The sequence below is a fragment of the Kitasatospora sp. SUK 42 genome (assembly GCF_015776785.2).
GTDB lineage: Bacteria > Actinomycetota > Actinomycetes > Streptomycetales > Streptomycetaceae > Kitasatospora.
In genome coordinates, this window is sequence record NZ_LFMD02000003.1 from 1,405,464 (window position 1) to 1,431,400 (window position 25,937).

20 protein-coding genes are annotated in these 25,937 nt (G+C 71.7%); 10 read left to right on the forward strand and 10 right to left on the reverse strand.

Annotated features, from left to right (window positions below; all coding sequences use genetic code 11):
• Window position 1 precedes the first annotated feature (1 nt).
• The 4 genes from RZ50_RS15990 to RZ50_RS16005 all read right to left on the reverse strand — a co-directional run bounded on the left by RZ50_RS15990 (window position 2) and on the right by RZ50_RS16005 (window position 6,285).
• Window positions 2-1,528 (reverse strand): ATP-binding cassette domain-containing protein, encoded by a 1,527-nt coding sequence (locus tag RZ50_RS15990; RefSeq protein ID WP_254802763.1) that lies wholly within the window; start codon window positions 1,526-1,528, stop codon window positions 2-4.
• A gap of 347 nt (window positions 1,529-1,875) precedes the next feature.
• Entirely contained in the window at window positions 1,876-2,937 is a 1,062-nt protein-coding gene (locus tag RZ50_RS15995) for a BMP family protein (protein WP_196948230.1), read from the reverse strand.
• A 249-nt stretch (window positions 2,938-3,186) separates the two neighbouring features.
• Complete coding sequence (locus tag RZ50_RS16000) at window positions 3,187-4,446, reverse strand: amidohydrolase (protein ID WP_196948229.1); 1,260 nt, start codon at window positions 4,444-4,446, stop codon at window positions 3,187-3,189.
• Window positions 4,447-4,686: 240 nt separating this feature from the next.
• Entirely contained in the window at window positions 4,687-6,285 is a 1,599-nt protein-coding gene (locus RZ50_RS16005) for a methylmalonyl-CoA mutase (protein ID WP_196948228.1), read from the reverse strand.
• A gap of 127 nt (window positions 6,286-6,412) precedes the next feature.
• Between RZ50_RS16005 and RZ50_RS16010 the strand changes: the two genes are divergently transcribed.
• The 3 genes from RZ50_RS16010 (at window position 6,413) to RZ50_RS16020 (ending at window position 9,664) form a co-directional block, all read left to right on the forward strand.
• Complete coding sequence (locus RZ50_RS16010; RefSeq protein ID WP_196948227.1) at window positions 6,413-7,153, forward strand: SDR family oxidoreductase; 741 nt, start codon at window positions 6,413-6,415, stop codon at window positions 7,151-7,153.
• A gap of 67 nt (window positions 7,154-7,220) precedes the next feature.
• Window positions 7,221-8,867: an alpha/beta hydrolase gene (locus tag RZ50_RS16015; protein WP_196948226.1), complete on the forward strand. Its 1,647-nt coding sequence runs from the start codon at window positions 7,221-7,223 to the stop codon at window positions 8,865-8,867.
• A 251-nt stretch (window positions 8,868-9,118) separates the two neighbouring features.
• Window positions 9,119-9,664: a 2-oxo-4-hydroxy-4-carboxy-5-ureidoimidazoline decarboxylase gene (locus RZ50_RS16020; RefSeq protein ID WP_374199953.1), complete on the forward strand. Its 546-nt coding sequence runs from the start codon at window positions 9,119-9,121 to the stop codon at window positions 9,662-9,664.
• On the opposite strand, the gene RZ50_RS16025 is transcribed toward RZ50_RS16020, so the two are convergent.
• Complete coding sequence (locus RZ50_RS16025) at window positions 9,661-10,446, reverse strand: hypothetical protein (RefSeq protein WP_196948224.1); 786 nt, start codon at window positions 10,444-10,446, stop codon at window positions 9,661-9,663. The two genes, RZ50_RS16020 and RZ50_RS16025, sit on opposite strands and share 4 nt — an antisense overlap.
• Before the next feature lie 253 nt (window positions 10,447-10,699).
• Between RZ50_RS16025 and sdhC the strand changes: the two genes are divergently transcribed.
• The 4 genes from sdhC to RZ50_RS16045 are packed head-to-tail and all read left to right on the forward strand — an operon-like array spanning window position 10,700 to window position 14,144.
• Window positions 10,700-11,080 carry a succinate dehydrogenase, cytochrome b556 subunit gene (sdhC, locus tag RZ50_RS16030; protein WP_196948223.1) on the forward strand — a complete coding sequence of 127 codons (381 nt, stop codon included), beginning with the start codon at window positions 10,700-10,702 and terminating at the stop codon, window positions 11,078-11,080.
• A gap of 8 nt (window positions 11,081-11,088) precedes the next feature.
• On the forward strand, window positions 11,089-11,580 hold the full coding sequence (sdhD, locus tag RZ50_RS16035; protein WP_196948222.1) for a succinate dehydrogenase, hydrophobic membrane anchor protein: 492 nt from the start codon (window positions 11,089-11,091) through the stop codon (window positions 11,578-11,580).
• Window positions 11,581-11,631: 51 nt separating this feature from the next.
• Window positions 11,632-13,374, forward strand: coding sequence for a succinate dehydrogenase flavoprotein subunit (sdhA, locus tag RZ50_RS16040; RefSeq protein WP_196948221.1), 1,743 nt, complete (start codon window positions 11,632-11,634; stop codon window positions 13,372-13,374).
• Window positions 13,374-14,144, forward strand: coding sequence for a succinate dehydrogenase iron-sulfur subunit (locus RZ50_RS16045; RefSeq protein WP_196948220.1), 771 nt, complete (start codon window positions 13,374-13,376; stop codon window positions 14,142-14,144). The genes sdhA and RZ50_RS16045 overlap by 1 nt, the downstream gene beginning before the upstream one ends.
• A gap of 105 nt (window positions 14,145-14,249) precedes the next feature.
• On the opposite strand, the gene RZ50_RS16050 is transcribed toward RZ50_RS16045, so the two are convergent.
• A complete protein-coding gene (locus RZ50_RS16050; protein WP_196948293.1) occupies window positions 14,250-14,510 on the reverse strand; it encodes an SCO4848 family membrane protein in 261 nt (86 codons plus the stop codon).
• Window positions 14,511-14,650: 140 nt separating this feature from the next.
• Here RZ50_RS16050 and RZ50_RS16055 point away from each other — a divergent pair, with 140 nt between their 5' ends.
• A complete protein-coding gene (locus RZ50_RS16055) occupies window positions 14,651-15,850 on the forward strand; it encodes a D-alanyl-D-alanine carboxypeptidase family protein (RefSeq protein ID WP_217680560.1) in 1,200 nt (399 codons plus the stop codon).
• 31 nt (window positions 15,851-15,881) lie between these two features.
• Here the strand turns inward: RZ50_RS16055 and RZ50_RS16060 are convergent, their stop codons facing one another.
• Window positions 15,882-16,820 carry a YihY/virulence factor BrkB family protein gene (locus tag RZ50_RS16060; protein ID WP_196947400.1) on the reverse strand — a complete coding sequence of 313 codons (939 nt, stop codon included), beginning with the start codon at window positions 16,818-16,820 and terminating at the stop codon, window positions 15,882-15,884.
• A 78-nt stretch (window positions 16,821-16,898) separates the two neighbouring features.
• A complete protein-coding gene (locus RZ50_RS16065) occupies window positions 16,899-17,897 on the reverse strand; it encodes a glycosyltransferase family 2 protein (RefSeq protein ID WP_196947399.1) in 999 nt (332 codons plus the stop codon).
• Between the two features lie 133 nt (window positions 17,898-18,030).
• Between RZ50_RS16065 and RZ50_RS16070 the strand changes: the two genes are divergently transcribed.
• Window positions 18,031-21,603, forward strand: coding sequence for a CDP-glycerol glycerophosphotransferase family protein (locus RZ50_RS16070; RefSeq protein ID WP_196947398.1), 3,573 nt, complete (start codon window positions 18,031-18,033; stop codon window positions 21,601-21,603).
• A 201-nt stretch (window positions 21,604-21,804) separates the two neighbouring features.
• Complete coding sequence (locus tag RZ50_RS16075; protein WP_196947397.1) at window positions 21,805-24,318, forward strand: CDP-glycerol glycerophosphotransferase family protein; 2,514 nt, start codon at window positions 21,805-21,807, stop codon at window positions 24,316-24,318.
• 5 nt (window positions 24,319-24,323) lie between these two features.
• Here the strand turns inward: RZ50_RS16075 and RZ50_RS16080 are convergent, their stop codons facing one another.
• Together RZ50_RS16080 and trpS are read right to left on the reverse strand one after the other, a co-directional pair.
• The gene (locus RZ50_RS16080; protein WP_308271651.1) at window positions 24,324-24,878 is read right to left on the reverse strand and encodes a 2'-5' RNA ligase family protein; all 555 of its coding nucleotides are present in this window, start codon (window positions 24,876-24,878) and stop codon (window positions 24,324-24,326) included.
• On the reverse strand, window positions 24,875-25,915 hold the full coding sequence (gene trpS / locus RZ50_RS16085; protein WP_196947396.1) for a tryptophan--tRNA ligase: 1,041 nt from the start codon (window positions 25,913-25,915) through the stop codon (window positions 24,875-24,877). The genes RZ50_RS16080 and trpS overlap by 4 nt, the downstream gene beginning before the upstream one ends.
• Window positions 25,916-25,937 lie beyond the last annotated feature (22 nt).

Sequence of the window (25,937 nt, forward strand, 5' to 3'; positions counted from 1 at the left end):
GTTACTCCCCCGCCTGCGGGTCGTCGGCGGTGTCGGTGTGCGGGTGCTCGGCCTCGGCCTCGGTGCCCTGCGCCGCGACGGCCTGCGCCTCGACGACGGCCTCCGGCTCGGACTCCAGGTGGCCGCTGGCGGCACCGGTCATCGCGGTGCCCAGGTCCTCGGCGGTGACGGTGGCCGGGTCGGCGTCGGCGACCAGGCGGCCGCGGTAGATGACCCGGATGGTGTCGGAGAGGCCGATCAGCTCGTCCAGGTCGGCGGAGATCAGCAGGACGGCGAGGCCCTCCCGCTGGGCGGACCGGATGTGCTCCCAGATCTGCGCCTGCGCGCCGACGTCCACGCCGCGGGTGGGGTGGGCGGCGATCAGCAGCTTGGGCTGGTGGCTCATCTCGCGGCCGATGATCAGCTTCTGCTGGTTGCCGCCGGAGAGCGAGGCCGCGGTGACCTCGATGCCGGGGGTGCGGACGTCGTACTCCTCGACGATCCGCCAGGTGTCCACGCGGGCGGCGGACGGATCGAGCAGCAGGCCCCTGGAGTTGGGCGCCTCGGTGACGTGGCCGAGGATGCGGTTCTCCCAGAGCGGGGCCTCCAGGAGCAGGCCGTGCCGGTGGCGGTCCTCGGGGATGTAGCCGATGCCGGCCTCGCGGCGGGCCCGGGTGAGGGTGCCGGAGAGGTCGTGGCCGTCCAGGGTGACGGTGCCGCCGTCCAGCGGCAGCATGCCCATGATGGCCTCGACCAGTTCGGCCTGGCCGTTGCCCTCGACGCCGGCGATGCCGAGGATCTCGCCCTTGTGGATGCGCAGCGAGATGTCGTCCAGGACGATGCGCTCGATGCCCTCGGCGTCGGTCTTGGCGATCCGCAGGCCCTCGACGTCGAGCATCTTCGTCGTGGTGACGGTCGACTCGCGGCTCTCCGGGGAGGGCAGCTCGGCGCCGACCATCAGCTCGGCGAGCTGACGGGCGGTGACGGCCTTGGGGTCGGCGTCGCCGACCGTGGTGCCGCGCCGGATGACGCTGATCGCGTCGGCCACCGCCAGCACCTCGTGCAGCTTGTGCGAGATGAAGATGACGGTGACGCCCTCGGACTTGAGATCGCGCAGGTTGTCGAACAGCGCGTCGACCTCCTGCGGCACGAGGACGGCCGTGGGCTCGTCGAGGATCAGGATCCTGGCGCCGCGGTACAGCACCTTGAGGATCTCGACGCGCTGGCGGTCGGCGACGCCGAGGTCCTCGACCAGGGCGTCCGGGCGCACGCCCAGGCCGTACTGGTCGGAGATCTCCTTGATCTTCGCCTTCGCCTTGGCGCCTATGCCGTGGAGCTTCTCGCCGCCGAGGACGACGTTCTCCCACACCGTGAGGTTGTCGGCGAGCATGAAGTGCTGGTGCACCATGCCGATGCCGCGGGAGATGGCGTCGCCGGGGGTGTTGAACTCGCACGGCTCGCCGTTGATCGCGATGGTGCCCTCGTCCGGCTTCTGCATGCCGTAGAGGATCTTCATCAGCGTCGACTTGCCGGCGCCGTTCTCACCCATCAGGGCGTGCACGGTGCCCTGGCGGACGGTGAGGTTGATGTCGTGGTTGGCCACGACTCCGGGGAAGCGCTTGGTGATGCCGCGCAGTTCGACGGCCGGCGTCGCCGTCCCCGCGCTGGGGTTGCCGTCCTTGTGCAGGGGGACGGGGTCTGATGCGGTGATGGCGGTCTCCTGGTGGTCTGGAGGCGCGTCGTTGCGCTCGGAGGGCCAAGGGGTGAACGGGGGGACGGAACGGGGCCCGGGGGTACGCCTTGAGCGCACCCTGCCGGGCCCCTCCCGTGAACTGTGTCGGTCATCGCGCTGCCGGGCAGGCGGCAGCCGCAACTCGCGTCCGAGACGCGCGGGCCTTACTGAGCGGCCGGCGCGGTCGGGATGGTGGTGGCGCCGCTCTTGATGGAGTCGGCGGCGGCCTTCAGCTTGTCCTGGATGTCGTCGATCTTGCCGCCGGTGGTGGCGAGCGACACACCGTCGGACTTCAGGTCGAAGAGCTTGATGCCGGTGAACGGCGAGCCCTTCTTGACCGAGTCGATGTAGGCGTAGACCGCGTTGTCGACGTTCTTGACCATCGAGGTCATGATGCTGTTCTTGTACTTCGCCAGGGCCGGCTGGCTGGCCTGGTCGGAGTCGACGCCGATGGCCAGGGCGCCCTGCTTGTTGGCGACGGCCTCGATGGCGCCGTTGCCGGAGGAGCCGGCGGCGGCGTAGATGACGTCAGCACCCTTGTCGAGCTGGCCCTGCGCGGCCTCCTTGCCCTTGTCGGGCGAGGCGAAGCCGGTGAAGTCCGGCGGGGTGGTGAGGTAGGTGGTCTCAACCTGGATGTTCGGGTCGACGGACTTCACACCCGCCTTGTAACCGGCCTCGAACTTCTTGATCAGCTCGGACTGCACACCGCCGATGAAGCCGACGTGCTTGCTCTTGCTCTTGTTCGCGGCGGCGACACCGGCCAGGTACGAACCCTCCTGCTCGGCGAAGAGCAGCGAGGTGACGTTGGACGGCTGGTCCTTGTCGTTCGAGTCGATGATCGCGAACTTGACGTTCGGGTTGTCCTTCGCGACCTTGTTGACCGCCGGCTGGTACACGAAGCCGACCGCGACGATGGTCTTGTAACCGGCGTCGATCAGGTTCTTGAGGCGGGTCTCCTTGTCGGCCTCGGCCTCGCCCTGCTTGGCCTCGGCCTCGGTCACGGAGACGCCCAGGTCCGACTTGGCCTTGTCCAGACCACGGGCGGCGGAGTCGTTGAACGACTGGTCGCCACGGCCGCCGATGTCGTAGGCCATGCCGACCTTGAGCGAGTCGGACGACCCCGAGGAGGCGTTGGTGTCGGTGCTCTTTGCGCCGCAAGCGGCGAGCGAGGCCATGCCCAGGGAACCCGAGAGCACAACCGCGGCGAGCTTCATTGAACGGCGCAAGGGAGTATCTCCTTCTAACACGCAACCGTTTGGCGTGGTCGGACGCCACCGTAACGCGCGTAGAACACGGTTGTGTTACGGGGTGCCAGAGCGTTGGGGTTGTTATCAAACCGTGGTCTGAAGGACGCCCCGAGGCTCTTTTCCCGTGCGCTGGCGGCGATCCGAGACTTGGTCCGGCTCAGTTTACGGAACCGGTCCGAGCCTCAGAATCCCGACGATCCGATCACATGTCGGTCGCATACTCCCTGGTCACGGTCGGTTCCGGTCACCCTCCAGGGCCAGTGCCGCGAACAGCTCCACCCCGACGCCGATCGCCCGCTCGTCCACGTCGAACCGGCCCTGGTGCAGGTCCCGGACGGTGGTGTCGCCGGGGGCGCGCACCCCGAGCCGGGCCAGCGCACCGGGGGCGTGCTCCAGGTACCAGGAGAAGTCCTCACCGCCCAGGCTCTGTTCGGTGCTCTCCACCACCTGCTCGCCTCCGCCGCCGAAGCGGTCGGTCATCGCCTCCTCCAACCGCGCCACCGAGACCGCCTCGTTCACCACCGGCGGCACCCCGCGGTGGTAGTCCAGCGTCCACTTGGCCCGGTAGGTCTCGGCGAGCTTGGCGATCAGCTCGTGCAGCAGGTCCGGAGCCTCGCGCCAGCCGTCCAGCTCCAGGCAGCGGACGGTGCCCTCCAGTTCGGCGTGCTGCGGGATGACGTTCGGTGCGGAGCCGGAGGCGATCCGCCCCCAGACCAGGCTGACGCCCCAGCGCGGATCCATCCGGCGGGCCAGCGCGCCCGGCAGCTCGGCGGCCATCCTGGCGACCGCGGTCACCAGGTCGGTGGTCAGGTGCGGACGGGCGGTGTGGCCGCCGGGGCCGTCCAGGTGCAGCACCAGGCGGTCGCAGGCCGAGGTGATCGCACCGACCCGCAGGGCGATCCGGCCGACCTCCACCTTCGGGTCGCAGTGCACCGCGAAGATCCGGTCGACGCCGTCCATCCCGCCGGCCTTGATGACGTCCAGCGCACCGCCCGGCATGACCTCCTCGGCGGGCTGGAACACCAGCCGGACCGGGCGGCGCAGTTCGCCGGTGCGGACGGCCTCGGCGAGCACCAGGCCGAGGCCCAGCACCACCGAGGTGTGCACGTCGTGGCCGCAGGCGTGGGCCCGGCCGGGGACGGTCGAGCGGTACGGCACCTCGGTCTTGGCGTCGTCGATCGGCAGCGCGTCGATGTCGGCGCGGAAGGCCAGGAACCCGGTGCCCGGGACGGTGCCGGGCGGGACGACGTCCACCAGCAGGCCGGTGCCGCCGGGGAGCACCCGCGGCTCCAGGCCCGCCGCGACCAGCCGGTCGCGCAGCAGGTTGGTGGTGCGGAACTCCTGGCGCCCCAGCTCCGGGTGCCGGTGCAGATCACGGCGGAAGGCGATCAGCTCGGGCTCCAGCCTCCTCACCCTGGCGCGCAGTTCGGCGGTGGGGTGTGCGGCGGCAAGAGTGGCGCCCGACTGAGCGGGCTCAGGACGGTTCATCTCCCCAATCGTAGGCCTGTTGGGGGGATTTGGCCCGACTTCCGGAAAACTAGTCCCCGGATGGGCGCATACCGGCTGGACAGGTGGGTATGACATCTCGTTTCAGCCGCCTTCCCCGAGTTGTTGTCCGGTGCAACGATCCACCCGGCCGGCGGTCACGCCCGTCACCCACACGATGGACCCTGCGGGTTGACGGCCACTCAACCGAACGGGTCGCGGCGGCGACCCCGGAGCGACGGCTCAGAACCGCTCCACCGGGACGTACGTCCCCCACACCCCGCGCAGCGCGTCGCACACCTCGCCGACGGTGGCACGGGCGGCCAGCGCCTCCTTCATCGGGTACAGCACGTTCTCCGGCCCCTCGGCGGTGCGGCGCAGCGCGTCCAGCGCCCGGTCGACGGCGGTCGAGGAGCGCTCGGCCCGCAGCCGCGCCAGCCGCTCGGCCTGCCGCCGCTCGATCGCCGGGTCCACCCGCAGCGGCTGGTACGGCTCCTCCTCGTCCAGCCGGAAGCGGTTCACCCCGACCACCGTCCGCTCGCCGGAGTCGGTCTCCAGCTGGAGGCGGTAGGCGGTGCGCTCGATCTCGCCCTTCTGGAAGCCCTGTTCGATCGCGGCCACCGCGCCGCCGTACTCCTCGATCCGGGCCATCAGCGCCAGTGCGGCGGCCTCCACCCGGTCGGTCAGCGACTCCACCGCGTAGGAGCCGGCGAAGGGGTCGACGGTGGCGGTCACGTCGGTCTCGTGCGCGAGCACCTGCTGGGTGCGCAGGGCGAGCCGGGCGGCCTTCTCGGTGGGCAGCGCGATCGCCTCGTCGAAGCTGTTGGTGTGCAGCGACTGGGTGCCGCCGAGCACCGCGGCGAGCGCCTGCACCGAGACCCGGACGAGGTTCACCTCGGGCTGCTGGGCGGTGAGCTGCACCCCGGCGGTCTGGGTGTGGAAGCGCAGCATCAGCGAGCGCGGGTCGCGGGCGCCGAACTCCTCGCGCATGATCCGCGCCCAGATCCGGCGCGCGGCACGGAACTTGGCCACCTCCTCCAGCAGGGTGGTGCGGGCCACGAAGAAGAAGGAGAGCCGGGGCGCGAAGTCGTCCACGGCCATTCCGGCGGCGAGCGCGGTGCGGACGTAGGCGATGCCGTTGGCCAGGGTGAAGGCGATCTCCTGCGCGGGGTCGGCCCCGGCCTCGGCCATGTGGTAGCCGGAGATGGAGATGGTGTTCCAGCGCGGGATCTCGGCCCGGCAGTACCGGAACACGTCCGCGGCCAGCCGCAGCGAGGGCTGCGGCGGGAAGATGTAGGTGCCGCGGGCGACGTACTCCTTCAGCACGTCGTTCTGGACCGTGCCGGTGAGCGCGGAGGCCGCCACCCCCTGGGCCTCGCCGACGAGTTGGTAGAGCAGCAGGAGCAGCGCGGCGGGCGCGTTGATGGTCATCGAGGTGGACACCCCGCCCAGCGGGATGCCGTCGAACAGCACCGCCATGTCCTCGACGCTGTCCACGGCCACGCCGACCTTGCCGACCTCCCCGGCCGCGAGCGGCGCGTCCGAGTCGTAGCCCATCTGGGTGGGCAGGTCGAAGGCCACCGAGAGGCCGGTGCCGCCGCCCGCGATCAGCTGCCGGTAGCGGGCGTTGGACTCGGCGGCGGTGCCGAAGCCCGCGTACTGGCGCATCGTCCACGGACGGCCGGTGTACATCGTCGGGTAGACGCCCCGGGTGTACGGGTACTCCCCCGGTCGGCCCAGCCGGGTGGCCGGGTCCCAGCCGGCCAGCGCCTCGGGGCCGTACAGCGGTTCGATCGGGAAGCCGGACTCCGAGAGGCGGGCTGGGCGCGGCTCGGCTGCCATGGGTCCCTCCACGGGATCGGCGAAGGCGCTGGTCGGTCCTCGCAATGTAGAGCGCCACCGGGCGGCGGGGCCGCAGACGCGGTTGAGATGATCGGGTGAACGACCGATGAGCCCCCAGGGAGTGGCAATGACCGAGCAGAAGGTGGCCGTGGTCACCGGTGCCAGCAGCGGAATCGGCGCGGCGACCGCCCGTCGGCTGGCCGCCGAGGGCTTCGACGTGGTGCTGACCGCCCGCCGGACGGACCGGATCGAGGCGCTGGCCAAGGAGATCGGCGGCCGCGCCCGCACCCTGGACGTCACCGACCGGGCCGCCGTGGACGCCTTCGCGGCCGAGATCGGCCGGGTGGACGTGCTGGTGAACAACGCCGGCGGCGCGATCGGCGCCGAGAGCGTCGAGCAGGGCGACCCGGCCGACTGGCGGGCCATGTACGAGGTGAACGTGCTCGGCGTGCTGCACATGACCCAGGCGCTGCTGCCCGCCCTGCGCGCCACCGGCGACGGCACCGTGCTGGTGCTGTCCTCGACGGCCGCGCTGGCCGCGTACGAGGGCGGCGGCGGGTACGTCGCCGCCAAGCACGCCGCGCACACCATCGCGGCGACGCTGCGGCTGGAGCTGTGCGGGGAGCCGATCCGGGTGATCGAGATCGCGCCCGGCATGGTGAAGTCCGAGGGCTTCGCGGTCACCCGCTTCCGCGGCGACGAGGAGAAGGCCGCGGCCGTGTACGCGGGCGTGGCCGAGCCGCTGACCTCGGAGGACATCGCGGACACCGTGGCGTGGGCGGTCACCCGGCCCTCGCACGTGAACATCGACCTGCTGGTGGTCCGCCCCCGGGCGCAGGCCGCCAACCACAAGGTCCACCGCGGCTGATCGACACGGGTGCGCGGCCCGGGGGGTCAAGATCGAACGTGTCGTGCCCAAGTGGTACACACATGCGATGAAGACCTTCCGGGCCGCCCGCCCCCGTGTCCTGCTGACCGCGCTCGCGGCAGGCACCCTGCTCCTCACCGCCGCATGCGACGACAGCGCAGGGTCGGCCGGGGACACGTCGACCGGCACCGCCTCCGGCCGGGCGGCCACCACGGCCACCCCGACGTCCAGGCCCACCGGTGAGGCGGACCCGGCGCTCAAGGCCTTCTACGGCCAGCAGATCAGCTGGGGCTCCTGCCCGTCCGACGCCAGGGCCACCGAGAGCGGGGGCGGGGCCGACCTCGACACGATGCGGTGCGGCAAGCTGCACGTCCCGCTCGACTACGCCAACCCCGCCGCCGACGCGATCGACCTGGCGCTGGTCAAGTACCCGGCCGCCAAGCCGGACCAGCGGATCGGCTCGCTGATGGTCAACCCGGGCGGCCCCGGCGCCTCCGGCGTCGACATGGTCAAGTCCGGCGCCAAGGAGTTCACCGGCGCCCTGCACGACCGCTTCGACGTGGTCGGCTTCGACCCGCGCGGCACCGGCGACAGCTCACCGGTGCTCTGCCTGGACGACAAGCAGCGCGACGAGCAGTCCCAGGTCGACGAGCCGCTGGACCCGGCCGCCCGCAAGGCCGCCTCGGACCGGCAGAGCACCGAGTACATCGCCGCCTGCCAGGCCAAGTCCGGCAAGCTGCTGCCCTTCGTCGGCACCCGCAACACCGCCCGCGACCTGGACGTGCTGCGCGCCGCCGTCGGCGACCGGAAGCTCAACTACCTGGGCATCTCGTACGGCACCTACCTGGGCTCGCTGTACGCCGAGGAGTTCCCGCAGAACACCGGCCGGCTGGTCCTGGACGGCGCCGTCGACCCGGCCGCCGACGACCTGGACTCCTCGGTCGAGCAGCGGATCGGCTTCGAGACCTCCTTCCAGCACTTCGCCGCCGACTGCGTCCAGAACCACGCCGACGAGTGCCCGCTCGGCAAGGACCCCTCCCGGGCCGCCGCCAAGGCCGCCGACTTCCTGGACGGCCTGACCGACCACCCGCTGCCCACCAAGGACGGCCGCAAGGTCGGCCGCGACCTGGCCTGGAACGGCGTCACCGCGGCCCTCTACGGCGACCAGACCCAGGACTGGCAGTACCTGCGGGTCGGCCTCGGCATGGCGATGACCATGAAGCGCGGCGACATCCTGCTGGCCTACTCCGACAGCTACCAGGAGCGCGACGAGAACGGCCACTACTCGCCGATGGAGTCCGCGCACGTCGCGATCAGCTGCGCCGACGGCGCGGCCCCGGCCCCCTCCCCCGACCGCGCCCAGGCCGCGGTCAAGGAGCTCCAGGAGAAGGCCCCGCTGATGAGCCGGGGCATCACGGCCGAGGACTTCACCGAGGCGGCCTGCACGGGCTGGCCGTACCAGTCCCCCGAGAAGCCGCACACCATCCGGGCCGAGGGCGCCGCGCCGATCCTGGTCGTCGGCACCACCAGCGACCCGGCCACCCCGTACGCCTCGGCCGAGGCACTGGCCAAGGGCTTCGCCAAGGCCACCCTGCTCACCCGGGTGGGCGAGGGCCACGGCGCCTTCGGCAAGGGCAACGCCTGCATCGACCAGGCGATGGAGGCCTACCTGACCGAGGGCACCATGCCGGCCGTGGGGACCCGCTGCACCTGAGCGGGGCCACCACCGGCGGCTGAGGACGGGAGGGCGGGACACATGGGGAAGTCGATGACACGAAAGTGTCAACGTCACAACTTGATAGCTCGTCCGGATGAATTCCGCGTGCGCCCTCCCCAACTGATGACGGCTCAACTACCTTTGAACCGCTGCCGACCGGCGCCGAGCGCCCCTCCGCAGTCCTCATACTTCAGCTGCTCCACCCACCCACCCCACCGGCACCTTCCCGCCCTCACGAGGAGGACCCGCTGGCCAGCGACATCCCGCCACAGCGGCTCGACGTCAGGACCGAGCCGACCCTCCTCGGGTTGCACCGCTTCAACGAGGCCGACGCCGGCGCGGCCGAGGAGGCCCTACTGGCCTGCTGCGGCAGCCACCGCTGGGCCCTGCGACTCACCGCGCACCGGCCGTACCCCGACATAGAGTCCCTGCTGGCCGCGGCCAGCGAGGCCTCCTACGACCTCCGCCCGGCCGACCTGGCCGAGGCCCTGGCCGACGAGAGCTGGATGCCGCAGCCGCTGCTCGGCATGCGGGCCCCCGGCAGCCAGGCCGCGCACACCGCGCTGCGGGCGGCCCACGCCGCGTACGAGGCCCGGTTCGGCCACGTGTTCGTGGTCTGCCTGGACGGGGTCGACCCGGAGGAACTGCTCGACACCGTGCTCTCCTCGATCCGCACCCGACTGGCCAACGACCCGGACGAGGAGCGGCTGATCTCGGCGGACGAACTCCGCCGGATCGCCCTCACCCGGCTGGAACACCTGGTCGCCACCCACTCGGAGGCCGGCGCGCGCTAAGGCCTCACCGACGCCGCCTGCGCGGCCCGCAGTTTGGCCACCTGCTGCCGGACGACCCGTACGTCCGGCGCGGGGGCCGGCTCGGGGGCGACCCCGACGGTGGTGAACACCGCGAGGGCCGGGCCGACCCGGACCAGCTCGGCGCGCTGAGCCGGCACGGCGGTACCCGATTCATTCGTGAGGGTGAATCCGATCACCGCGTCCGCTCCCTCGGGCGTGGGCGTGTCCTCCCGGTTCAGCCGGTGCTTCGTCCGGACCGGCACCTTCCTCCCCGGCTTCTCGCCGGACTTCTCACCCGGCTTCTCGGCCGCCGGCACCGAGGTGAACGAGGCGCACGGGCCGAGCAGCCCCTCCAGCTCCCCCTGCAGCACGGCCGCCTGCCCGCTCCTGTGGCCGAGCAGCGCGACGTGCACCCCGCCCCTGGAGCCGGCGGCCCGGACCACGCTCAGGTCCGTCTCCGCGTACGGGCGGCCGGGCCCCGGCGGGGCGTCGACCGGGGCGGCCGGGGCGACCACGTCCAGCAGCGGCTGGCAGGCCGGCACGTCCGCCGCCTCCCGCCCGGCGCCGATCCCGGGCCCGCCGCGGCCGGACGCCGCCGACAGCACCGCGTAGCCCGTCCCCAGGTCCGCCTCGGCCACCGCGGCCGCCCGCAGCTCGTCCGCGGACAGCTCCCGGCCCGGCGCGGTCCGGTCCCCGGCGGGGCCGCCGACCGTGGTGCAGCCCACGGCGAGCAGCAGGGCGGCCAGGGCGGCGGCGGAGGGTCGGACGGAGCTGAACGGCACGGACGCCTCGGCAGGGTGTCGGCGACAGGGGGTCCGTCACCGTAACGCAGTCGACCCGTCACCCAAAGCGACCACAGCACATTCGGTTCCCGCCCCGCTAGGCCAGAAGTGCCTGTTTGATCACACATGGGGGCCCCGGAGGCGGCAACCGAGAAGGCGTCGATAGGATGCTGGCGGCCGGTGGACCGTACCCGGCCGGGCTGACCGACACCGAAGCCGGCCGAGCCCCCAATCGCTTCCGGAGGGTTTTTCCGTGCCGGCTGGAACGCTGTACCGCGGCCGGGAAGGCATGTGGAGCTGGGTGGCTCATCGAGTCACCGGCGTCCTCATCTTCTTCTTCCTGTTCGCCCACGTCCTGGACACCGCCCTGGTGCGAGTGTCGCCGGAGTCCTACGACACGGTCATCCAGACCTACAAGACTCCCCTCGTGAACCTGATGGAGTACGGCCTGGTGGCCGCCATCCTGTTCCACGCGCTCAACGGCCTGCGCGTCGTCGCGGTGGACTTCTGGTCCAAGGGCCCGAAGTACCAGAAGCAGATGCTCTGGTCCGTCGTCGGGATCTGGGTGGTCCTGATGGCCGGCTCCTTCTACGGGATCCTGCAGCACACGCTGATCTCCTGGTTCGGGAAGTGAGCTGAGACATGTCCACGGAAATCTCCGACGCCATCGTCGTCCCGTCCAAGCAGGCGCACACCGGCAAGGGCCTCGGCACCGGTAACCCGGCCGACGCCTTCGTCATCGAGCCGCCCCGCAAGCGGACCGAGAAGACCCCGCGCCGCACCCGCACCAACTTCGAGATGCTGGCCTGGCTCTTCATGCGCCTGTCCGGTGTCGTCCTGGTCGTACTGATCCTCGGCCACCTGCTGATCATGCTGGTGCTCGACGGCGGTGTCTCCAAGATCGGGTTCGCCTTCGTGGCCGGCCGCTGGTCCTCGCCGTTCTGGCAGGGCTGGGACCTCCTGATGCTCTGGCTCGCCATGCTGCACGGCGCCAACGGCATGCGTCAGGTCATCAACGACTACGCCGAGAAGGACTCGACCCGGCTCTGGCTCAAGGGGCTCATGGGTACCGCCACGGTCTTCACCGTGCTGCTCGGCACCCTGGTGATCTTCACCTTCGACCCCAACATCTGAGCCGCGAGCACCATCGACCATCGGCAGAGGCCAGAGGCGAGTTAACCCCCCATGCAGATTCACCAGTACGACACCGTCATCGTCGGCGCCGGCGGCGCCGGCATGCGCGCGGCCATCGAGTCCACGCAGCGCAGCCGCACCGCCGTCCTGACCAAGCTCTACCCCACCCGGTCCCACACCGGCGCGGCCCAGGGCGGCATGTGCGCCGCCCTCGCCAACGTCGAGGAGGACAACTGGGAGTGGCACACCTTCGACACGGTCAAGGGTGGTGACTACCTGGTCGACCAGGACGCCGCCGAGATCATGTGCAAGGAGGCCATCGACGCCGTCCTCGACCTGGAGAAGATGGGCCTGCCCTTCTCCCGCACCGAGGCGGGCCGGATCGACCAGCGCCGCTTCGGCGGTCACTCCCGCAACCACGGCGAGGCCCCGGTCCGCCGCTCGTGCTACGCGGCCGACCGCACCGGTCACATGATCCTCCAGACGCTGTTCCAGAACTGCGTCAAGCACGGCGTCGAGTTCTTCAACGAGTACTACGTCCTCGACCTGCTGCTCAACGAGGGCAAGACGGCCGGCGTCGTCGCCTACGAGCTGGCCACCGGCGAGATCCACATCTTCCAGGCCAAGTCGGTCGTGTTCGCCTCCGGCGGCACCGGCAAGTTCTTCAAGGTCTCCTCGAACGCCCACACCCTCACCGGTGACGGCCAGGCGGTGGCCTACCGCCGCGGCCTGCCGCTGGAGGACATGGAGTTCTTCCAGTTCCACCCGACCGGCATCTGGCGCATGGGCATCCTGCTCACCGAGGGCGCCCGCGGCGAGGGCGGCATCCTGCGCAACAAGGACGGCGAGCGCTTCATGGAGCGCTACGCCCCCGTCATGAAGGACCTCGCGTCCCGTGACGTCTGCTCCCGCGCGATCTACACCGAGATCCGCGAGGGCCGCGGCTGCGGTCCGGACGGCGACCACGTCTACCTGGACCTGACCCACCTGCCGCCGGAGCAGCTGGACGCCAAGCTCCCGGACATCACCGAGTTCGCGCGCACCTACCTCGGCATCGAGCCCTACACGGACCCGATCCCGATCCAGCCCACCGCGCACTACGCCATGGGCGGCATCCCGACCAACGTCGAGGGTGAGGTCCTGCGCAACAACACGGACGTCGTCCCGGGCCTGTACGCGGCCGGCGAGGTCGCCTGCGTCTCCGTGCACGGCGCCAACCGCCTGGGCACCAACTCGCTGCTGGACATCAACGTGTTCGGCCGTCGCGCGGGCATCGCCGCCGCCGACTACGCCAACGCGAACGAGTTCGTGCCGCTGCCGGAGAACCCGGAGCAGCTGGTCCAGGAGATGGTCGACAAGCTGCGCGAGTCCACCGGCACCGAGTCCGTGGGGCAGATCCGCAAGGAGCTGCAGGAGACCATGGACACCAACGCCATGGTGTACCGCACCGGCGCCACCCTGAAGCAGGCGGTCGAGGACATCGCCGCGCTGAAGGAGCGCTACAAGAACATCTCCGTGCAGGACAAGGGCTTCCGCTACAACACGGACCTCCTGGAGGCCATCGAGCTGGGCAACCTGCTCGACCTGGCCGAGGTGCTGGCCGTCTCCGCGCTGGCCCGCGAGGAGTCCCGCGGCGGCCACTACCGCGAGGACTTCCCGACCCGTGACGACGTGAAGTTCATGCAGCACACCATGGCGTACCAGGAGGTCGCCGCCGACGGCAGCACCTCCATCCGCCTCGACTACAAGCCGGTCGTCACGACCCGCTACCAGCCGATGGAGCGTAAGTACTGATGAGCACTCCGACTGTGGAGCACTCGGCCGCTCTGGACGCGGTCGAGGCCGGTGTCACCAAGCTGATCACCGTCACCTTCCGGATCCGCCGGTTCAACCCGGAGGAGCACCCGGACCCGGTGTGGGTCGACTACCAGCTGGAGATGGACCCGAAGGAGCGCGTCCTGGACGCGCTCAACAAGATCAAGTGGGAGCAGGACGGCACCCTCACCTACCGCCGTTCCTGCGCGCACGGCATCTGCGGCTCCGACGCCATGCGGATCAACGGCCGCAACCGGCTGGCGTGCAAGACCCTGATCAAGGACGTCGACCCGGAGAAGCCGATCACGATCGAGGCCATCAAGGGCCTGACGGTCCTCAAGGACCTGGTCGTGGACATGGACCCGTTCTTCCAGGCGTACAAGGACGTCATGCCGTTCCTCATCACCAAGGGGAACGAGCCGACCCGCGAGCGCCTGCAGTCCGCCGAGGACCGCGAGCGGTTCGACGACACCACCAAGTGCATCCTGTGCGCCGCGTGCACGTCGTCCTGCCCGGTGTTCTGGAACGACGGCCAGTACTTCGGCCCGGCCGCCATCGTCAACGCGCACCGCTTCATCTTCGACTCGCGCGACGAGGGTGCCGAGCAGCGCCTGGAGATCCTGAACGACCGCGAGGGCGTGTGGCGCTGCCGCACCACCTTCAACTGCTCCGAGGCCTGCCCGCGTGGCATCGAGGTCACCAAGGCGATCCAGGAAGTGAAGCGGGCGCTGGTCACCCGCCGCTTCTGATCGTCTGATCCCTGCCTGACAGGCCGAAGGCCCCCGTCCGATCCACCGATCGGACGGGGGCCTTCGTGCGTTCCGGTCGGCGCGGGGCGCCGAGGCAACGGGGACCTACCGGTCGGCCTCCGGGCTCCTCCGGGTGGCGCGCAGGCCGCGGAGGCCGAGGGTGCCGACGGCGATGCCGAGGACGAAGGAGGTGACGGCGAGCAGCAGGTGGATCCAGAAGAAGGCGGTGGGCTGGGAGTGGTCGCCGTTGGTGAAGGCCTGGCCGCCGGAGTCCTTCCAGAGGTTCTTGACGAAGGTGGTCCAGATGATGATCGACCAGACCCCGAAGGCGGTCAGGAACCAGGAGGCACGGCGGCTGAGCTTCATGGGGCGGTCCTCGGCGGGGGTGGAGGCGGTGTGCATCCCCAGTATGCGCGGGCCGCCGATCGGCGTACCGCGGGCCCCTCCTTCGGAGGACCGCTCCGGCGCGGCGAACCGCGGGGCACCGGAATGGGTACGGTCAGCGGGTGCCTACACCCCGTCACACGTTCGCGCACCTGTGCGCCGCGGCCGCCTCGGCCCTCCCGTTACTGCTCGCCGCCCCGGCGGCGTCCGCGGCCCCGGACACGCCGCCCCCGTCGACCGCGGTCGGCGGCGAGCGCCTCGGCCGCCCCGGGGTGCAGGTCGCCCCGCTGCCGGACGCCCCGGCGCTGCCGACGGATCTCACCGGCCAGTCCTGGATGGTCTCCGACGCCACGTCGGGAGACGTCCTGGCCGCCTACAACCCGCATCTCAGGCTTCCCCCGGCCAGCACCCTGAAGATCCTCTTCGCGGACACCGTGCTGCCCAAGTTCGACCGCAGCGCGGTGCACCGGGTCACCGACGAGGAGCTCCTCGGGGTCGGCGCCGGCAGCAGTCTGGTCGGCATCAAGGAGAACCTGGACTACCAGGTCGAGGACCTGTGGCGCGGGGTGTTCCTGAGCTCGGGCAACGACGCCGTGCACGTCCTGGCGCACATGAACGGCGGCATCCAGCAGACCGTCACCGAGATGCAGTCCCGCGCCGAGGCGCTCCAGGCGAAGGACACCCGGGTGGTCTCCCCGGACGGCTACGACATGGACGGCCAGGTCTCCTCGGCGTACGACCTGTCGCTGTTCGCCCGGTCCGGCCTGCGCAACGCGGACTTCCGGATGTACTGCGGCACCCGGGAGGCGATGTTCCCGGGCACCGTCGACCAGCGCACCGGCCAGCGCGGCAGTTTCGGGATCGCCAACACCGACCGGCTGCTGGGCAAGTACCCCGGACTGATCGGGGTGAAGAACGGCACCACCACCAACGCCGGTTCGACCTTCGTCGGCGCCGCCGAGCGCGGCGGGCGGACCCTGCTGGTCACCGTGATGCACCCGGCCAGCTACCAGAAGGTGTACGACGAGACGGCCGAGCTGCTGGACTGGGGCTTCGCCGCGGTCGGCAAGGTCCAGCCGATCGGCAGGCTGGTCGACGAGCGGCAGCCCGGCGGTGCCGAGCCGACCGGCCAGGCCGGCGGCGGATCGCCCGCCCCGCCGCCGCACGCCTCCGCCGCGGACGCCCGGTCCGCCTCGGCGTCCTCGGCCGGGGACGGCGGGCTCGGTCTCGGCGGCTGGTCGACCGTGCTGGTCGGGGCCGTGGTCGCGGCGGGCGCGGCGGGCGCCGTGGTGGCCGTGCGGCGCCGGAACACCGACGGCTGAGAGGCCGAGGGGCTGAGCGGGCGGTACGGCCTCACTCCCGGGGCCGGGCCGCCCCCGCCTCCTCGGCCTCGGCCTCGTCGGCCGACGCCAGCAGCGCCCGCCCGTGCGCCCTGGTCCGCTCCCGCAGGGCGACCGGGTCGGCGGTGGCCGTCCAGGCCACGCAGAACATCAGCAGCCGGGAGACGAAGTTGATCCACAGCAGCAGTGCCACCGGCGTGGCGAAGGCCCCGTACAGGTTCCGCCCGGCGACCGAGCCGAGGTAGGAGGCGAGCAGGATCTTCAGCAGCTCGAAGCCGACCGCACCGATCAGCGCGCCCTGCAGGAGGTCCCGGCGGCGCTGGTCGGTGATCCCGGCGAACGGCGCCAGCAGGTAGGCGAAGAGCAGCATGTCGCACGCTATGGCGATCAGCACGCCGACCGCGGTCAGCAGGTAGCCGCTGCCCAGGCCGCTCGCGTCGGCGATCCACCCGGCGAGCGTCGTCCCGGCGGCGGAGGCGGCCAGCGAGACCAGCGACACCAGGCCGAGGCCGGCCAGCACCACGATGTCCCAGGCCTTGCGCAGCACCGGGTTGCCCTCGTCCTCCGGCTGCTGCCACATGTCCCGGATCGCGGTGCGCATGGTGGCCACCCAGCCGAGGCCGGAGACCAGCAGCAGCGCCCCGCTGACCAGCCCGACGGTGCCCGCGCTGGCCACCAGGGACGGCAGGTTGAGCGCGTTCGACAGGCCCGGCAACTGGTCGGAGATGCGGTGCTGGAGGTCGTCCACCTGGCTGTTGCTGAGCGTCGCAACGGCGATCGCCAGGCCCACCGTGAGCAGCGGGAAGAGCGCGAGGAAGCCGAAGAAGGTGACGGCCCCGGCCAGCCGGTTGCCACGGGCGGCGGAGAAGTACTCGTACACCCGGTACGGGCGACTGCGCAGCACCCGGGAGACCAGCGGGCCGATGACCGGAAGGCGGGTCAGGAAGTCCACCCGACCGGTTATACCGGCCCGTCCCCCGAATGGTCGTCAGGCGCGGGTATCCGGCCGGAACCCGACCCCGGGGCCGGACTAGCGCCTGACGAGCCGGCGGGCCTTGGCGAGGGCGCGGACGGCCTGGTAGGCACCGTAGCGGCCGTGGCTGAGCAGTTCGGTGCGCACGCCGTCCACGCCGGTCGGCGGGCGGTAGCCGGCCGGGCGCAGCCGGGCGCAGTGCTCGGCGGCGCGGCGGAAGTACTCGCGGCGGTCGCCGGACGGGACCCGGCCGGGCTTGGCGACCACGGTGTTGAGGTGGTGCAGCATCCGCCCGTAGACGACCGGGCGCCAGCGGTCCAGGTCGGGGCGGCCGTCGAGGAAGGCGAAGACCAGGTCGTACTGGGCGAACACGTCGAAGTGCTTGCGGCTGGCGGTGGCCAGGATGTTGCCGCCCTCCTGGCGCTGGCGGTAGTGCACGCCGACCCGGTCGAGCAGGGTGATCGTCCCGGCGGCGAGCAGCGCCGGGTACGTCCAGGGGGTGTCCTCGTAGTAGCCGGCCGGGAAGACCAGCCGCTGCCCGGTGATGAAGTCGCGGCGGTAGGCCTTGTTCCAGACGACCTGGAGCAGGTCGAGCAGGTCGGGGCGGGCGGCGAGGTCGAAGACGTCCGGGGAGGCGGCGCCGAAGACGTGCGCGGAGGCGGCCCGGGTGATCCGGCCGTCGGCGTAGGTGCGGGCGTAGTCGTAGACCAGGACGTCCGGGTCGCCGGTGGCGGCGAGCCGCTCGTCGACGCCCTTGAGCAGGCCGGGGGTGAGGGTGTCGTCGCTGTCGAGGAAGAGCACGTAGTCGCCGGTGGCGACCTCCAGGCCGGCGTTGCGGGCGCGGCCGAGGCCGACGTTCTCCGGCAGGTGCAGCACCGTGACCCGGGGGTCGGCGGCGGCGGCCTCGTCCAGCATCGCGCCGCAGCCGTCGGGCGAGCGGTCGTCCACCGCGATCAGTTCGAGGTCGGCCCCGTCCTGGCCGAGCACCGAGTCGAGGCACTCGACGAGGTAGTCCTGGACCTGGTACACGGGGACGATCACGCTGAAGCGGGGCACGGGCCCAGCGTAGTGGCCCCGGGAGGAACCGGGGCCCGGAGGTAGGATCGGGGCGCACGTACGCACCGATCCCAAGTGCGGTCAGGCCCGGACCGGGCTGCCACGCTCCTCCCGAGAAAGGCCTGCGTAGCCGATGGCTCCCCGCCTCTCCATCGTCGTTCCGATCTACAACGTCGAGCGCTATCTCGTCGAATGCCTCGACTCGATCGCCGCCCAGACCTTCACGGACTTCGAGTGCGTCATGGTCGACGACGGTTCGAAGGACGACAGCGCGGCCCTCGCCGAGGAGTACGCGGCCAAGGACTCCCGCTTCCGGCTGGTCCGGCAGGTGAACAAGGGCCTCGGCGCGGCCCGCAACACGGGCATCCGGCACATCGACCCGGACTCCGAGTTCCTGTGCTTCGTGGACAGCGACGACTCGATGCCGCCGAGCGCGTACGAGCTGATGATCAACACGCTGGACGAGACCGGCTCGGACTTCTGCACCGGCAACGTGCAGCGGTTCCGCGCGGTGGGCTACTACCAGTCCGGCGGGCACGTGAAGCCGTTCAGGGAGACCCGGCTCAAGACCCACATCACCGAGATCCCGGCGCTGGTCACCGACCGCACCGCGTGGAACAAGGTGTACCGCCGCTCCTTCTTCGACGCGGCCGGGCTGCTCTACCCCGAGGGCATCCTGTACGAGGACGCGCCGGTCAGCGTGCCGCACCACTATCTCGCCAAGAGCGTGGACGTGCTCTCCGAGCCGATCTACCACTGGCGCGAGCGCGAGGTCGGCGAGATGTCGATCACGCAGATGCGCACCAACCCCAAGGGCCTGGTCGACCGGGTCACCTCGGTCGAGCTGGTCCGCGGCTGGCTGAAGAAGCAGACCGAGCCGCGCTTCGCGCAGTACCTGCGCTCCTACGACGAGAACACCCTCGTCGAGGAGATCCCGATGTTCTTCTGGTCCGTCGTGGACGGCGACAAGGAGTACCGGGACGCCTACGTCCAGAGCGTCAGCCGGCTGCTCCGGGCGATCGGCCCCGAGCAGGTCCGCAAGCTGCGCGCGCCGCTGCGGCTGAAGTACCACCTGACCCTCCAGGGCCGGGCGGACGAGCTGGTCGAGCAGATCAAGTACGAGGGCGAGAGCGGCGGCGGCGTGCAGGCCCGCGGTCTGCTGCGGCCGTACGCCGACTACCCGTTCCTGCGCGGCGGGCGCAAGAGCGTGCCCGCCGACGTCCTCAAGCTGGACAACTCGCTGGTCATCCGCAGCCGGCTGTACGAGACCGCCTGGATCGGCGGGAAGCTCCAGCTGACCGGGCACGCGTACCCGGAGCAGCTGGGCGCGGCGACCAAGCACGACATGGTCCGCACCCTGGTGCTGCGCGAGACCAAGGGCCGCCGGGTGCTCGCGGTGCCGATGAAGACCACGTACAGCCCCGAGGCCACCGCGAGCTGCAACCACGACCTGTACAGCTGCGACTGGTCCGGCTTCAGCGTCGCCCTCGATCCGAAGAAGCTCAAGCACCGCGGCAAGTGGAAGGACGGCAACTGGCGCCTCCTGGTCGCCGGTGCGGGCAAGGGCGGGGTGTACAAGGGCCGGGTCTCGGCCGGCTGGAGCGACACCGCGCAGTCCATCCCCGCGCACTGGGTCGAGCCGGACGTGCGGATCGTGCCGTGGGTCCGGGACAACTTCGTCTACCTGCGGGTGGAGACCGTCAAGGCCCGGGTGACCGGCCTGGCCGCGCAGGGCGGCCGGGTGGAGGTCTCCGGCGCGGCGCGCTCCGGGGCGAGCTTCGCCGGGGCGGTGCTGCGGCTCACCCACGTCGAGTCGGACCGCGAGCTGGCCTTCCCGGTGGAGCTGGGAACGCCGGTCGGCACGCTGCAGCCGTTCACGGCCTCCTTCCCGGTGGCCGAGCTGACCGCCGTCCGCGAGGCCTGGACCGAGCTGGACCCGACGGCCGCCGAGCGCAGCCGCGACCGCTGGGACACCGCGCTGCTGCTGACCGACGGCAGCAGCCTCCCGCTGGTCTGGGACGACCGCAACGCGCCCGAGCAGCTGCACCTGCCGCTGAACCTGGACGCCCCGGTCGAGCGGCGCCGGGAGCTCTACTCCAAGCCCTCCCCCAGCGGCTACCTCCAGTTCTCCGACCAGCTGCTGCAGCCGGTGGTGGACGAGGTGTCCGCGCGCGGCGCCGACGGCTTCCTGCTCAGCGGCTCCTTCCCGCTGCCCGGCACGCACCGCTGGGAGCTGGTGGTCCGGCACCACTGGCGCGAGGAGGAGCACGCCTACCCGGTGGAGATCTCGGACGGCCGGTTCCGCACCGCGCTGCCCACCGTGCCGACCGCCTCCTTCGCCGGCCGGGTGCCGCTCTCCAAGGGCACCTGGGACGTCTTCTTCCGCCCGGTCGGCGCACCGGCCAGCGAGGCGCTGGACTCCCCCGCGCTGATCACCCCGGACTGCTTCGGGACGCTGCCGCTGGAGGTGGAGTCCCGCGGCAAGAAGATCGCGCTGGAGCGCCGCTACCACGACGGCCTGTCGCTGGAGTCGCACGCCGTGCTGCTGCCCGAGGAGCGGGCCGGCTTCCGCCAGCGCCTGCTGCGCAACACCGACTACCCGGCCGCCCGCCGGCTGCCGGTGCGCGACACCGTGCTGTACAACGCCGGGCACGGCAGCCTGTACGCGGACTCGCCGCGGGCGATCCACGAGGAGCTGGTGCGCCGCGGCCTGCCGCTGGAGCACCTGTGGGGCAACGACGACAGCCAGGCCGACCTGCCGCAGAGCGCGCGGTCGATCCGGCTGTGGAGCCCGGAGTGGTTCGAGGCGCTGGCGACCGCCAAGTACATCGTCACCAGCACCCACCTGCCCGACTTCTTCGTCCGCCGCCCCGGCCAGGTGGTCGTGCAGACCTGGCAGGGCAGCCCGCTGAAGCAGATCGGCTTCGACTTCGAGAAGGTCTGGTTCACCGACTCCAACTACCTCAAGAGCCTGGCCAACGAGGTCCCGAACTGGAGCCTGCTGGTGGCCGGCAACAGCTGGTCCGCCCCGGTGCTGCGACGCGCGTTCGACTTCAAGGGCGAGATCCTGGAGAGCGGTTCACCCCGCAACGACCTGCTGTTCGCGGCCGACCGGGAGAAGACGGCCGAACAGGTCCGCGAACGGCTCGGCCTGCCCGAGGGCAAGAAGGTCGTGCTCTACGCGCCGACCTGGCGCGAGGACCGGCGCCGGCCCAACGGCGGCTACCAGATCGACCTGCGGATCGACCTGGAGGCGGCCAAGGCGGCGCTCGGCGACGACCAGGTGCTGCTGGTGCGCCGGCACAGCGCGATGTGCGGCCAGATCCCGGGCGCCGGCAACGGCTACGTCTGGGACGTCGGCAGCTACCCCGACATGGCGGAGCTGCTGCTGATCGCCGACGTGCTGGTCACCGACTACTCGGCGAGCGTCTTCGACTTCGCCTCGACCGGCAAGCCGATGCTGTTCTTCACGTACGACCTGGAGCACTACCGCGACAACCTGCGCGGCTTCAGCCTGAACTTCGAGGCCGAGGCGCCCGGTCCGCTGCTGGACACCTCCGAGGCGCTGGTGGCCGCCCTCGGCCGGGTGGACGCGGTGGCGGCCGAGCACGCCGACAAGGCGGCCGCGTTCCGCGAGGCGTACTGCGACCTGGACGACGGCAAGGCCGCCGCGCGGGTGGTCGACGCGATGCTCCGCAAGGAGTAGTGGTCGGACGGAGCCCCCGCCGAGGCGCCCGGTGCGAACCGCACCGGGCGCCTCGGCGCACCCGGGGTCTCCCGGGGGGGCGGCCGCGTCCTCCGCCCCCTCGTCGCGCTCGAACTCCTCCCGCGCTCGAACTCACTTTCAGCTGGTGAATCTCCCGGGAAATCCACCGATCGGCTGCGCCGACCCCCCTACGTTCCCGGTATGGGACGTCATTTGGACCCCGCTCCGACCGGTGTCACCACCGGCCGGCCCACCGCCGACGAGGACGCCGTCTTCGGGCTGCTGCGCGCCCGCTGGCACGGCCGCGGCCTGGAACTCACCGGCTTCGCCCGCCCGTTGGGCCTGGACACCGGCCGCCCCGGCTCGGCCTGGACCTGGCTGACCCTGCGCCACCAGGACGCGAACCGTCCACCGGTGCACCTGCGCTCCAGGCCCCGGAGAATGCCCGAGGTCACCGACGACAGCGCCCAGCCCGAGTTCAACCACGACTGGTCCGGCTTCACCGCGCTGGTGGAACCCGACCGGCTGCGCCGCGACGGCCGCTGGCTGCTCGGCGACTGGCAGATCGAGACCACCCTCTTCACCCGCCCCCGCCTCACCCGGCTGCGCCGCCAGTACGGCACCCTCGCCCCGCACTGGTGCGGCTCCGGCGAGTACCCGCCGGCCCGTTGGGTGGACCGCGACGTACGCCTCCAGCCGCACTTCGAGGACGGCCGGCTGCGGCTGCGGCTGGAGCGCCCGGGTGTCCGGATCACCACCGCCGCCCCCGCCGCCGATGCCGCCGACGGCGTCAACGGCATCGAGCTGGCCGGCGTCGCCGACCACTGCCCGTCCGGCACCGTCCTGCGGCTGCGGCACCGGGAGAGCGACGCGGTGGTCGAGCAGCCGCTCACCCTGAACGGCGACGCCTTCACCGCCACCCTGCCGTACCGGCCGTTCACCGCCGACGGGCGCGGCCGCGGCGGGCTGGAGCACTGGGACGCCGAGCTGCTGCGCCCCGACGGCGGCACCGAGCAGTTGTGCCTGGACGAGCGCGGCGGCCCGGTGGCCGGCCAGTACCCGCTGCCGGACTCCCCGGGCCAGGTGCTCTACCTCAAGCACCTCGCCGACGGCCGCCTCCAGCTCTGCGTCCAGCCCGCCGCCGGGATGGTCGACCGCGTCTCCGCCCGGGCCGACGGCTTCGAACTGGCCGGGCACTGCCCGGACCCGGCGGCCGGCCGGCTGGAGCTGGTCCTGCGCCACGGCGGCACCGCGGGCGAGGTCCGCACCCCGGTCGAGGCCGGGCCGGGCGGCCGCTTCCGGGTGCGGGTGCCCGCCACCCGCACCAGCTCGGACGGCGCCGTGCTGCCGCTGCGCAAGGGCGTCTGGGAGGCCGCTCTGGAGCCGGCCGACCGCTCCGGCCCGACCCGGCCGCTGCTCGCCGCCCCCGCCGCGCTGTCCGTGCTGCCCGCCGCCACCACGGCCGGCGGCAAGCGGGTGCTGCTCCAGCGCCGCTGGCACGACACCCTGCTGGTGGACTCCACCCCGGTGCTCGACGCCACCGAGCGCAGCGCCTGGACGCAGAGCCGGCTGCGCGCCGAGCACTACCCGGCCGCCCGCCGCGAGCCGTTGCGCGAGGCGGTGCTGTACGACGTGTTCGGCGGCCGCGGCTACGCCGACTCCCCGCGCGCGGTGCACGCCGAACTCTCCCGTCGCGGAACGCCGTTGGAGCACCTGTGGGTGGTCGACGACGCCCAGGCCGCGCTGCCGCCCGGGGTCGTCCCGGTGCGGATCTGGAGCCCGGAGTGGTACCGCGCGCTGGGCACCTGCCGGTACCTGGTCGGCAACACGCACTTCCCGGACTTCCTGGAGCGCCGCCCCGGCCAGGTCGTCGTGCAGACCTGGCACGGCTCGCCGCTGAAGCGGATCGCCCACGACGTCGACAACTCCTGGCTGGCCGACCACGGTTACCTGGAGGCGCTCGACCGGGAGGCCCCGCAGTGGAGCCTGCTGCTCTCCCCCAGCCCGTTCGCCACCCCGATCCTGCGGCGCGCCTTCCGCTACGGCGGCGAGGTGCTGGAGTCCGGCTACCCGCGCGGCGACGTGCTCGCCCGGCCCGACCGGCGGACCGCCGCGGCCGTCCGCCGCCGGCTCGGCGTCCCCGAGGGCAAGCGGATCGTGCTGTACGCGCCGACCTGGCGCGAGGACCAGCAGCACGGCGACGGCGACGGCTTCCGGCTCGACCTGCGGCTGGACCTCGACCACGCCCGCCGTCTGCTCGGCGAGGACCACGTGCTGCTCATCCGCCCGCACTCGCACGTGCGCGAGCCGCTGCCGGGCGCCGGGGACGGCTTCCGGTACGACTGCGGGGACTACCCCGACCCGCAGGAACTGCTGCTGGTCGCGGACGTCCTGGTGACCGACTACTCGTCGATCATGTTCGACTTCGCGATCACCGGCCGCCCGATCTACTTCTTCACCTACGACCTGGAGCACTACCGCGACACCCTGCGCGGCTTCTACTTCGACTTCGAGTCGGACGCCCCCGGCCCGCTGGTGGCGACCTCCGCCGAACTGCTCGGCGCGCTGCGCGAACTCGCCGACACCGGTGCCGGGCCGCCCCCGGGCTACGCCGAGCGCTACCGGCGCTTCCAGGCCGAGCACTGCGCCCTGGACGACGGCGGCGCGGCCCGCCGGGTGGTCGACCGGATGCTCGAACTTGGGGGGTCGGGATAGGTAGTTCAGGAGAAGGCGTAGTCCCGCCAGGGGCGCCAGACCTCGTCCTCGTCGAAGCGGGAGAGCGAGAAGCCGGGCACCTGGAAGGCCGCCCGGAAGGTGCGCGCCTGCTCGTACGCCTGGTCCAGCACGTCGTCCGACAGGCCGTGCGCGACCGTCACGTGCGGGTGGTACGGGAACGCCAACTCGCGGGCCAGCGGGCCGGAGCGGACGTCCGCCTCCAGCAGCCGGCACTCCTGCGCGCCCTCCTCGACCCGGACGAACACCACCGGGGAGACCGGGCGGAAGGTCCCGCTGCCGCGCAGCAGCATCCGGAACGGCCGGTGCGCACCCGCCACCGCCGCCAGGTGCTCCTCGATCTTCGGCAGCACCTCGGCCGGCACCTCGGTCGGCGGCAGCAGGGTGACGTGCGTCGGTATCGACCGGGCCAGCGGGTCGCCGTGCCCGGCCCGGGCGTCCTGGATCCGCTTCCCGTACGGGTCCGGGACGCTCACGGACACGCCGATGGTGACGACCTCCGGGAGGTCGCCACCATCGGGCAGGTACGCGAGGGGATTCACCGCTTGGCGGCCGGGAGGAAGCCGATCCGGTCGTACACCGTCGCCAGGGTCTCGGACGCCACCGCGCGGGCCTTCTCGGCGCCGATCGCCAGCACCCGGTCCAGCTCGGCCGGGTCGTCCAGGTAGACGCCGGTGCGCTCCTGGAAGGGGGTGACCCACTCGGTGAACAGCTCGGCCAGCTCGGTCTTCAGGGCGCCGTACATCTTGCCCTCGAAGTGCGCGACCAGCTGCTCGATCGACTGGCCGCTGAGCGCGGAGTGGATGCGCAGCAGGTTGGAGACGCCCGGCTTCTGCTCCTCGTCGTAGGAGACCACGGTGCCGGTGTCGGTGACGGCGCTCTTGAACTTCTTCGCGCTGGCCTTCGGCTCGTCCAGCAGGCTGACCAGTCCCTTGGGCGAGGACGCCGACTTGCTCATCTTGACGGCCGGGTCCTGGAGGTCCTGGATCTTCGCCGTCTCCTTGAGGATGTACGGCTTCGGGATGGTGAAGGTCGGGGTGTAGCGGGTGTTGAAGCGCTCCGCGATGTCGCGGGTGATCTCCACGTGCTGGCGCTGGTCCTCGCCGACCGGGACGGCGTCCGCCTGGTAGAGCAGGATGTCCGCGATCTGCAGGATCGGGTAGGTGAACAGGCCGACCGTGGTGCTCTCGGCGCCGTACCGGGAGGACTTGTCCTTGAACTGCGTCATCCGGGAGGCCTCGCCGAAGCCGGTGAGGCAGTTCATCACCCAGGCGAGCTGCGCGTGCTCGGGCACGTGCGACTGGACGAACAGGGTGCAGTGCTCGGGGTCCAGGCCGGCGCCGAGCAGCTGGGCCGCGGAGATCCGGGTGTTCTGGCGCAGGGTCACCGGGTCCTGCGGCACGGTGATCGCGTGCAGGTCGACGACCATGTAGAAGGCGTCGTTCTCCTTCTGCAGGTCGACCCACTGGCGCACCGCGCCCAGGTAGTTGCCGAGGTGGAACGAGCCGGAGGTGGGCTGGATGCCGGAGAGCACCCGGGGACGGTCCTTGACCGGACCAGTGACCGCTGCGTTGACCATGCGGGCCATTCTTCCAGTTCCA